At 40.1% G+C, this 10,239-nt stretch carries 5 protein-coding genes and 1 pseudogene; 4 read left to right on the top strand and 2 right to left on the bottom strand.

Features of this window, described 5'->3' with window-relative positions:
* Together QT74_RS06525 and gap are read right to left on the bottom strand one after the other, a co-directional pair.
* Positions 1-1,731, bottom strand: a 1,731-nt coding sequence (locus QT74_RS06525; protein WP_033765545.1) for a vacuolating cytotoxin domain-containing protein, incomplete at its 3' end; no start/stop codon positions are given.
* An 80-nt stretch (positions 1,732-1,811) separates the two neighbouring features.
* Positions 1,812-2,810, bottom strand: a complete 999-nt coding sequence (gap, locus tag QT74_RS06520) for a type I glyceraldehyde-3-phosphate dehydrogenase (protein ID WP_033765543.1) — start codon at positions 2,808-2,810, stop codon at positions 1,812-1,814.
* A gap of 144 nt (positions 2,811-2,954) precedes the next feature.
* Between gap and QT74_RS06515 the strand changes: the two genes are divergently transcribed.
* The 4 genes and pseudogenes from QT74_RS06515 to QT74_RS06495 all read left to right on the top strand — a co-directional run bounded on the left by QT74_RS06515 (position 2,955) and on the right by QT74_RS06495 (position 10,052).
* Complete coding sequence (locus tag QT74_RS06515) at positions 2,955-3,647, top strand: Bax inhibitor-1/YccA family protein (RefSeq protein ID WP_033765541.1); 693 nt, start codon at positions 2,955-2,957, stop codon at positions 3,645-3,647.
* Between the two features lie 98 nt (positions 3,648-3,745).
* Positions 3,746-7,003, top strand: a complete 3,258-nt coding sequence (carB, locus tag QT74_RS06510; RefSeq protein WP_033765539.1) for a carbamoyl-phosphate synthase large subunit — start codon at positions 3,746-3,748, stop codon at positions 7,001-7,003.
* Positions 7,004-7,007: 4 nt separating this feature from the next.
* Positions 7,008-7,439 (top strand): Sua5 YciO YrdC YwlC family protein, encoded by a 432-nt coding sequence (locus tag QT74_RS06505; RefSeq protein ID WP_033765537.1) that lies wholly within the window; start codon positions 7,008-7,010, stop codon positions 7,437-7,439.
* Between the two features lie 176 nt (positions 7,440-7,615).
* A pseudogene (locus QT74_RS06495) lies at positions 7,616-10,052 on the top strand (TonB-dependent receptor domain-containing protein).
* The last annotated feature ends 187 nt before the right edge of the window (positions 10,053-10,239 follow it).

Raw genomic sequence — 10,239 nt, 5'->3', positions numbered from 1 at the left:
AGTGCTTTTAGCTTGGGCTTGCTCTTGTTCTTGTTTTTGTTGCTCTGCTTGTTGTAGGGCTTTTTGTAACCCCTCTTGCTCGCTACTAAAAGTGTTTTCATCATTTTGTAAGTTTTTTTCATCTTGTTGTTCTTGGTTTTGAGCTTGATTGAAAGCTTGTTCGTTAAAGCCTGTGGTGGAGTTGGCTAATTGTTTGATATTGGCTAAATCGTTTTCTAACGCTTGTTCGTCTTGTTGGATTTGTTGGTTAGTGTTTTCTAAGCTTTGAGCGTCTTTAGCAATAGTAGGATTTTTACTTGTTGTATCGCTTGCATCGTTGCTTGCAATCTGGTTATCGTTAGTTGCATTATTTAAAGCGCTTTGGGAATTGGTTAGATCGCTTTGATAAGCGCTTTTAGCTTGTTGTTGTAAATCATCTCCTAAGAATTGAGCGATAATGGATTGGCTATTAAAGGTTTCTTGTAAGGTTTCATCTTGCCCGTTAACATCAAAGGTTACATCATAAGTATTCTTACCCACTTCAACATGGCTAATGGCTTTATCGCCCTTATAGTTGATCAAATCCCATAAATAGCTTTGATAAACCCCATATTGGATCGCCCCATTTGTGGTGAGAATGTCATAGGTTTGGTTAGCATTAAGGGTTTGATTGAGGTTAAAAATCGCATTAGAACCAAAAGAAACACCACCCTTAAGACTGGCAAAAGGCGAACTTGAATTTAAAGTGTTTGTGCCTGAAAAACTCACCTTACTTGTATCAAAGCTATAAGCGCCTTGGTTAAAGGTGTCGTTATTAAAGCTGGCGTTATTACTGAAATTATAAGTGCCTTGATTGAAAGAGCTGTTTTGAAAAGTGGATTGAGTGTTAAAATTGTAAGTCCCTTGATTGAAGTTACTGCTATCAAAGCTTGAACTAGCGCTGTTACTAAACTTATAAGTCCCTTGATTGAAATTGGTTTGATTGAAGGAGATGGCGCTGTTGTTATTATTGCCGCTAAAACTAAAGCCCCCATTCGTGTCATCTTTAAAGCTAGAGTCACTGACGCTAATGTTAGAGCCTTTAAAATTCATATAAGAGCGTTGTGTCCCTGCATCGCTGTTATCAAAACTCGCTTGATTGATAGTGAGGTTATTAGTTGCATTAAAATTGAGCGTGGCCCCACCGCCATCAGAATAGGAGTTTCCGGTTGTTAAATGGCTAGAATTAAAATTAATTGTTTGAGCGTCATAAGTTCCCGTGATATAGCCTACATCACCTCCATTAATACCTGTGCCTCCAAAACGGATATTCCCCCCTATATCAAGCGTGCCGTTATTGAATTTTTGCGTGAAACTAGCCCCACCAGCGCTATAAGTGGTAAGAGTGTTTAAATAATAAGTTCCAGAGCCTTGAGTGCTGCTAAAAAGGCAATAGGAGTTGTGCGTGGGCGAATTAGCACCGCTTGCAATATTGTCTTGATAAGTCCAAGACGACCATGACCAAGTCTTACAATCGCTAGCCCTTAAGTGAGACAATCCCCCTAACGCTCCTATCAGTAAAACCGAAGCTTTTAAAAAAGATTTGTTTTTATTAAAGGGCTTTTCAATGGATTTTGTTTTTTTATGGCGTTTTAAGGGCTTTTCACGCTTTAAGATTTGATTCAATGTGAAAAATTTCTTTGAGATCTTATTCAATTTGAAAGATCCCTTTGAAACAAACCTGGAAATCAATCTGGCCTTTTTAAACGCCATTTAAAACTCCAATCGTTTTTATTAAATCCCACATTATACAATTTGATGTTAAACAAACTCAAAAAGATTCGCAAAATGACTTAATAATGATACATAAACCGCGCCATATCCACCAAGCGATTAGAATACCCCCATTCGTTATCATACCACCCCATGATTTTGACCATATTCTCTAGCGTGAAAGTCAAATCAGGCGCGATGATAACGCTATTAGGGTTAGAAATGAAATCAGAACTCACCCTTTCTTTCAAATCTATCTCTAACACGCCTTTTAAAACCCCTTTGGAAGCTTCAATCAATAAATCATTGATCGGATCTTTGAGAGCCTTTTTTTCTAAAAACAAACTCAAATCTATCATGGACACATCAAGGCTAGGCACTCTCACGCTATGCCCATGCATTTTGTTTTTGAGATTGGGTAACACTTTATGCAAGGCCAGAGCGGCTTTAGTGGTGGTGGGGATAATGTTGCTCGCGGCTGCTCTGGAGCGCCGTTTATCCAAAGGATGGGCCAAATCAATGAGTTTTTGATCGCTTGTATAGCTATGGATAGTCGTTAGCATGCCCTCTTTAATATTAAAAGCTTTATCTAAAATCGCGCAAATGGGCGCGATAGCGTTAGTCGTGCAAGAGGCGTTAGAAACAATGGCTTGATTTTGATAGAGAAAATGATTGACCCCATACACCAAAGTGGGGTATTGTTTTTCATCGTATTCGCCCATAAAAGGAGCGGACAACAACACCTTTTTAGCCCCAAGCAAAAGGTAATTTTCTAGCGTTTTAGGCTCTAAAAACTTCCCTGAACACTCTATGATGACACCCACGCCCTTCAAGTCTTTGATGCTATTAAAAACAGGGATTTCTAACGAGCCGATAATAAGCTTACCATTAGAGTAACGCACCTCCTTATTGAGCAACCCATGCGCGCTGTCATGTTCTAAAAGATAAGCGAGAATTTCCCAATTAGCAGGGTCATTGATGCCTATCACTTCTAAATGAGGGTTTGTATCATTGCGCTCTAAAATCGCTCTTAAAACGCATCTCCCAATGCGGCCAAATCCATTGATAAAAATTTTCATCGTAACTATTATCCTATTTTCAGACTTCAATTTCAATTTTAGGGGGTTTTGTTTGGTATTTTACTACATTTTGCGCTATTATATTGGACCTAGCTGTAGGGTTAATTAAAATTATTTATTGAGTTGAAATTCAAGGAGTAAAACATGGCATTGTATGACAGAGTTAATTCTCGTAATGCGTATGCAGAAGATTCTTTATTGCATGAAAGCGAGCTGGTGGGTTTTGTTAAAACGACTTACAAGTTCTTTGCGGGCAGTTTGTTGCTAGCGACTATTGGGGCGTTACTAGGTTTAATGAATTTTCAAGCCGTAGTGCAGTATAAATGGGTGTTTTTTATCGCTGAAATTGCGGCGTTTTTTGGTTTGATGTTTTCTAAATCCAAACCTGGATTGAATCTATTCATGCTGTTTGCTTTCACTTCATTATCAGGGGTTACGCTAGTGCCTTTGTTGGGTATGGTGATTGCAAAAGCTGGTTTAGGAGCGATTTGGCAGGCTTTGGGCATGACAACTATTGTCTTTGGTTTGATGAGCGTGTATGCCCTTAAGACTAAAAACGATCTAGCGAATATGGGTAAAATGCTTTTTATCGCTTTGATTGTGGTGGTGGTGTGTTCGCTCATTAACTTGTTTTTGGGCAGCCCCATGTTCCAGGTTGTCATTGCGGGAGCGAGTGCGATTTTATTCAGTCTTTACATCGCTTATGACACTCAAAACATCGTTAAAGGCATGTATGATAGCCCCATTGATGCGGCGGTGAGCTTGTATTTAGACTTTTTGAATGTCTTTATTTCTATCTTACAAATCATTGGTATTTTTTCAGACAGAGACAAATAGTTTGAAAAAATAGGGGGGACACCACGCAAAAATCCGACTTAAAAAATATTTTAAAACTAATAACACTTCGTTTTATATTCTTTCTTTAAGGATGAGTTATGCCTAAACGCACCGACATTTCCAACATTCTACTGATAGGATCAGGCCCTATTGTGATTGGGCAAGCTTGCGAATTTGACTACTCAGGGACTCAAAGTTGTAAAACCTTAAAATCTTTAGGTTATAGAGTGATCTTAATCAATTCTAACCCGGCCACCGTGATGACTGACCCTGAATTTTCTCATCAAACTTATATCCAACCCATCACTGGAGAAAATATCGCCGCTATCATTAAAAAAGAAAAGATTGACGCCATTTTACCCACAATGGGCGGGCAAACCGCTTTGAATGCGGTCATGCAAATGCACCAAAAGGGCATGTTAGAAGGCGTGGAACTTTTAGGGGCTAAGATTGAAGCGATTAAAAAAGGCGAAGACAGGCAGGCTTTCAAAGAAGCGATGTTAAAAATCGGGATGGATTTGCCCAAAGGGCGTTACGCTTATAACGAGCTAGAAGCCCTAGAAGCCATTAATGAAATTGGCTTTCCAGCCATTATTAGAGCGAGTTTCACGCTGGCTGGGGGAGGGAGTGGGGTCGCTTATAATATTGAAGAGTTTCAAGAATTGGCTAAAAACGCCCTAGACGCTTCGCCTATTAATGAAATTTTGATTGAAGAGTCCTTATTGGGTTGGAAAGAATACGAAATGGAAGTCATACGAGACAGCAAGGACAATTGCATCATCGTGTGTTGTATTGAAAACATTGATCCCATGGGCGTTCATACCGGCGATAGCATCACGATCGCTCCAAGCCTCACCTTAACCGATAAAGAATACCAACGCATGCGCGATGCGAGCTTTGCGATTTTGAGAGAAATTGGCGTGGATACGGGCGGGAGTAACGTGCAGTTTGCGATCCACCCAGAGACTTTAAGAATGGTCGTGATTGAAATGAACCCACGGGTGAGCCGCAGCTCCGCATTAGCTTCAAAAGCGACCGGGTTTCCTATTGCAAAAGTGGCTACCATGCTTGCGGTGGGTTTTAGTTTAGATGAAATCCAAAACGATATTACCAACACCCCGGCGAGTTTTGAGCCTAGTTTGGATTATATCGTGGTGAAAATCCCTCGCTTTGCGTTTGAAAAATTTGCCGGTGTTTCTAGCACTTTAGGGACTTCTATGAAAAGCATTGGCGAAGTGATGGCGATAGGGGGGAATTTCTTAGAAGCCTTACAAAAAGCGTTATGCTCTTTGGAAAACAATTGGCTAGGGTTTGAATCGTTAAGCAAAGATTTAGAGACCATAAAAAAGGAAATCCGCCGGCCCAATCCCAAACGCTTGCTCTATATCGCTGATGCGTTCAGGCTTGGCGTTAGCGTTGATGAAGCGTTTGAATTGTGCCAGATTGACAGGTGGTTTTTATCTCAAATTCAAAAGCTAGTCAAAGCAGAAGAAAGCATCAATTCTAGCGTTTTAACGGACGCCAAAAAATTAAGAGGGCTTAAAAATTTAGGCTTTAGCGATGCCAGGATTGCCTCTAAAATCAAAGAAAATGAAAATTTAGAGGTGAGTCCTTTTGAAGTGGAATTAGCTAGAATGCATTTACAAATCGCGCCCAATTTTGAAGAAGTGGACACTTGCGCGGCGGAGTTTTTATCGCTCACGCCTTATTTGTATTCCACCTATGCCCCTAATCCTTTGCCCCCTATTGAAAACAAACAAGAAAAACAAGAAAAGAAAATCCTAATCATAGGCTCTGGGCCTAACCGCATCGGTCAAGGCATTGAATTTGATTATTGTTGCGTGCATGCGAGCTTTGCCTTAAAAGATTTAAACATTAAAAGCGTCATGCTCAATTGCAATCCAGAAACGGTTAGCACAGATTATGATACCAGCGATACGCTCTATTTTGAACCCATTCATTTTGAGTGCGTGAAAAGCATCATTCAAAGGGAGCGAGTGGATGGCATTATCGTGCATTTTGGAGGGCAAACCCCTTTAAAACTCGCTAAAGATTTAGCCAAAATGCAAGCCCCCATTATTGGCACGCCTTTTAAAGTGATTGATATTGCTGAAGACAGAGAAAAATTTTCCCTCTTTTTAAAAGAGCTTGACATTAAGCAGCCTGAAAACGGCATGGCTAAAAGCGTTGATGAAGCTTATAGCATCGCTAACGTGATTGGTTTTCCTATCATTGTGCGCCCTAGTTATGTGCTAGGCGGCCAACACATGCAAATTTTAGAAAATATTGAGGAATTGCACCATTATTTAGAGAGCGTTACGCATTCTTTAGAGATTAGCCCTAAAAACCCACTCCTCATTGACAAGTTTTTAGAAAAAGCGGTGGAATTAGACGTGGATGCTATTTGCGATAAAAAAGAAGTCTATATTGCCGGCATTTTACAGCATATTGAAGAGGCGGGTATCCATTCAGGCGATTCGGCATGCTTTATCCCTTCCACTCTAAGCCCTGAAATTTTAGATGAAATTGAGCGAGTGAGCGCGAAAATCGCTCTGCATTTGGGCGTAGTAGGGCTATTGAATATCCAATTTGCTGTTTATGAAAATTCGCTGTATTTGATTGAGGTCAATCCTAGAGCCAGCAGAACCGTGCCTTTTTTAAGCAAGGCTTTAGGCGTTCCTTTAGCCAAAGTGGCGACTAGGGTTATGGTGTTAGAAGATTTGAAAGAAGCCCTGAAGTTTTATGATAAAAAAAATATCGTAGAATATTCTAAAGGCGTTTATAAGCCTAAAATGCCCCATTTTGTGGCTTTAAAAGAAGCGGTTTTCCCTTTTAATAAACTTTATGGATCGGATTTGATTTTAGGGCCTGAGATGAAAAGCACCGGTGAAGTGATGGGGATTTCTAGATCTTTAGGGCTGGCTTTTTTCAAGGCTCAAACGGCTTGCTTTAACCCCATTAAAAACAAGGGGCTTATTTTTGTCTCTATTAAAGATAAGGATAAAGAAGAAGCGTGCGTTTTAATGAAGCGATTGGTTGAATTAGGTTTTGAATTGTGCGCCACAGAAGGCACGCATAAGGCTTTAGAAAAAGCCGGGGTGAAGTCTTTAAAGGTGCTTAAAATCTCTGAAGGCCGCCCCAATATCATGGATTTGATGATGAATGGGGAAATCAGCATGGCTATCAACACCAGCGATCACAAATCTCAAGATGATGCCAAACTCATTCGCGCTTCTGTGCTTAAAAACCATGTGAGTTATTTCACGACTTTAAGCGCGATAGAAGTCTTACTTTTAGCGTTAGAAGAAAGTTCTCAAAAAGACGAGTTGTTAGCCTTACAAGATTATTTGAAGTAATTTGATGGCGTTAGTGTATCTCGTTCAAAGCGATACCACTATAGGACTGCTTTCTAAAGACAGCGAAAAGCTCAACGCCTTAAAAGGCCGCCCTAAAAACCAAAGCGTTTTAATAGAAAGCACTGATTTTAGCACCCTAAAAAGCCTGGTGCGCGTGCCCAACGCGTTTAAAAACCTCATTAGAAGAAGCGCTAAAACCACTTTTATTTACCCTAACTCTAAGGCCGTTCGTGTGGTTAGGGGCAGGCATGGGGATTTTTTAAAGCGTTTTAAAACGCTCTATAGCACCTCAGCCAACCTCACCCAATGCGCTTATGATAAAGAAATCGCTTCCAGCCTCGCTGATGTGATTGTGAGCGATGAAAGGGGTTTGTTTGAAAGCGCTAGTTCTAAAATATTCAGGCTTTATAAAAATAAAAAAGTGAGAATAAGATAAAAAAGACCTTTCGCATTCTGCGCGTTTTGAAAGGGGTTTTTGTGGGATTTTTCTAAAAGTTTATCATTTGTTTATCAAAAATGGCTAGCTCTTTTAAGGTGATTGTAATATTTTTTTGATTATAATAACACCTTTATTTTTTAAGAGAAATTATTATCATATTTAGGATTTTAAGAATGAATGACAAGCGTTTTAGGAAATATTGTAGTTTTTCTATTTTTTTTGTCCTTATTAGGCATGTTTGAATTAGAGGCTAAAGAAAAGAAAAAGAAGAAAAAAAGACAGAAAGGAAAAAAGAAAAGAACGCCCAACACACTCTAGGCAAGGTTACCACTCAAGCGGCTAAAATCTTTAATTACAACAACCAGACAACCATTTCAAGTAAGGAATTAGAAAGAAGGCAAGCCAACCAAATCAGCGACATGTTTAGAAGAAACCCCAATATCAATGTGGGCGGTGGCGCGCTGATAGCGCAAAAAATTTATGTGCGCGGTATTGAAGACAGATTGGCTAGGGTTACGGTGGATGGGGCGGCGCAAATGGGCGCAAGCTATGGGCATCAAGGCAATACGATCATTGACCCTGGAATGCTCAAAAGCGTGGTGGTTACTAAGGGGGCGGCTCAAGCGAGTGCGGGGCCTATGGCTTTGATTGGAGCGATCAAAATGGAAACTAGGAGCGCGAGCGATTTTATCCCTAAAGGTAAAGACTACGCCATAAGTGGGGCTGCAACTTTTTTAACCAACTTTGGGGACAGGGAAACCATTATGGGCGCTTATCGTAACCATCATTTTGATGCACTTTTGTATTACACGCACCAAAATATTTTTTATTATCGTGATGGGGATAATGCGATGAAAAATCTTTTTGATCCTAAAGAAAATAATAAAGTTACAGCAAGCCCTAGCGAGCAAAACAATGTGATGGCTAAGATCAATGGTTATTTGAGCGATAGAGATACCTTAACGCTCAGCTATAACATGACTAGAGATAACGCTAACCGCCCTTTAAGAGCGAATTTTACAGGCACTTTTTTACCCTATTCTTGCGGTGATTTCAACGCTTTCCCTAACGAGAAAAACCCTGATGATTGCTTGTTTGAAAATGACGCCAGTTTGTTTAAAACTTATAGCGTCAATTTAGTGCATAACATGAGTTTGAATTATGAAAGAGAAGGGGGGAGCCGTTTTGGCGATCCTAAATTAAAAATCAATGGCTATACCAGCGTTAGGAATGTCCAAATTGATCCGCTTTTTAGGCCTAACGATATAGCGGCTATCATTCCTTTCACCCCAAACCCGCAGCTCTCTCAAGGTGAAGAAAATCAATGCGTGGCGCAAGGGGGCATTTATGACGCTACTAAACAAACTTGCTCCATCACTTTTAAAAGCCTTGGAGGGGGTTCTGTGGTCGCTAATAAAAATTTATTCATCATCAATTCTGGGTTTAATGCGAATGTGATCCACACCATAGATCATAAAAATGACAATCTTTTGGAATACGGGTTGAATTACCAAAACTTAACCACTTTTGATAAAGCGATCCCTAATAGCGAATTAGTCAAACCCGGCGATGCCCCTGACGCATGCTTAAGGGTTACAGGCCCCAATGATCCTAACATGAACAGGCGTTGCCAACGAAATGGCGCTACGGCGAATGTGGTTGGGGTGTATGCGCAAGCGAATTACACCTTGCACCCTAACTTTAGGGGCAGGGACTCGTTATGATGTCTATACTTTAGTGGATAAAGACTGGCAATTGCACATAACCCAAGGGTTTAGCCCTAGCGCGGCTTTAAATGTCTCGCCTTTAGAAAATTTGAATTTCAGGCTTTCTTACGCGTATGTAACCAGAGGCCCTATGCCTGGAGGCTTGGTATGGATGCGTCAAGACAATTTGCGTTATAACCGAAATTTAAAGCCAGAAATTGGGCAAAATGCGGAATTTAACACCGAATACAGCAGTCAGTATTTTGATTTTAGAGCCGCTGGTTTTGTCCAATTGATTTCTAATTACATCAACCAATTTTCTTCAACGCTTTTTGTAACCAACTTGCCCGCACAAGATATTATTTATGTGCCTGGTTATGAAGTTTCAGGGACAGCTAAATACAAGGGCTTTTCTTTAGGCTTGAGCGTGGCGCGATCATGGCCTTCTTTAAAAGGGCGTTTGATCGCTGATGTGTATGAATTGGCGGCTACGACCGGCAATGTGTTTATTTTAACGGCAAGCTATACAATCCCACGCACCGGCCTTAGCATCACTTGGCTTTCACGCTTTGTTACGGATTTGAGTTATTGCTCTTATAGCCCTTATCGTAACGGCCCTATGGATATTGACAGACGGCCTAGCAATTGCTCTAAAACGCCCGGGATTTTTCATGTGCATAAGCCCGGCTATGGGGTGAGCAGTTTCTTTATCACTTATAAGCCTACTTATAAAAAACTCAAATGGTTGAGCCTGAATGCTGTGTTTAACAATGTTTTTAACCAACAATATATTGATCAAGCAAGCCCAGTAATGAGCCCTGATGAACCCAATCAAGACAAATACGCAAGGGGCATGGCAGAGCCTGGCTTTAACGCTAGATTTGAAATTTCTTATAAGTTTTAATAATGGAGCTAAAAATGAGGATTTCATGGGTAGCGAGTCTAATCAAAAATAAAACATTCTTTAGAAGTAACAAATGTATGATTTTAATCCTTTAATTTTAAACTAATTTACAATGAAGGGTTATTTTCTGTAAAATAGGGTTGTGGGTTTTAATTAATATTTTAACTTCATGCTATTTTTTTTTTTT

Origin of the sequence: Helicobacter pylori SA213A, from assembly GCF_000476275.1 — a bacterium.
GTDB lineage: Bacteria > Campylobacterota > Campylobacteria > Campylobacterales > Helicobacteraceae > Helicobacter > Helicobacter pylori_CL.
This window is presented reverse-complemented; position numbering and strand designations above follow the sequence as displayed.

Excerpts from the sequence above, each read along its gene's own strand:
- gap (WP_033765543.1), bottom strand. The coding sequence starts at position 2,810 with ATGAAAATTTTTATCAATGGATTTGGCCGCATTGGGAGATGCGTTTTA.
- QT74_RS06515 (WP_033765541.1), top strand. The coding sequence starts at position 2,955 with ATGGCATTGTATGACAGAGTTAATTCTCGTAATGCGTATGCAGAAGAT.
- carB (WP_033765539.1), top strand. The coding sequence starts at position 3,746 with ATGCCTAAACGCACCGACATTTCCAACATTCTACTGATAGGATCAGGC.
- QT74_RS06505 (WP_033765537.1), top strand. The coding sequence starts at position 7,008 with ATGGCGTTAGTGTATCTCGTTCAAAGCGATACCACTATAGGACTGCTT.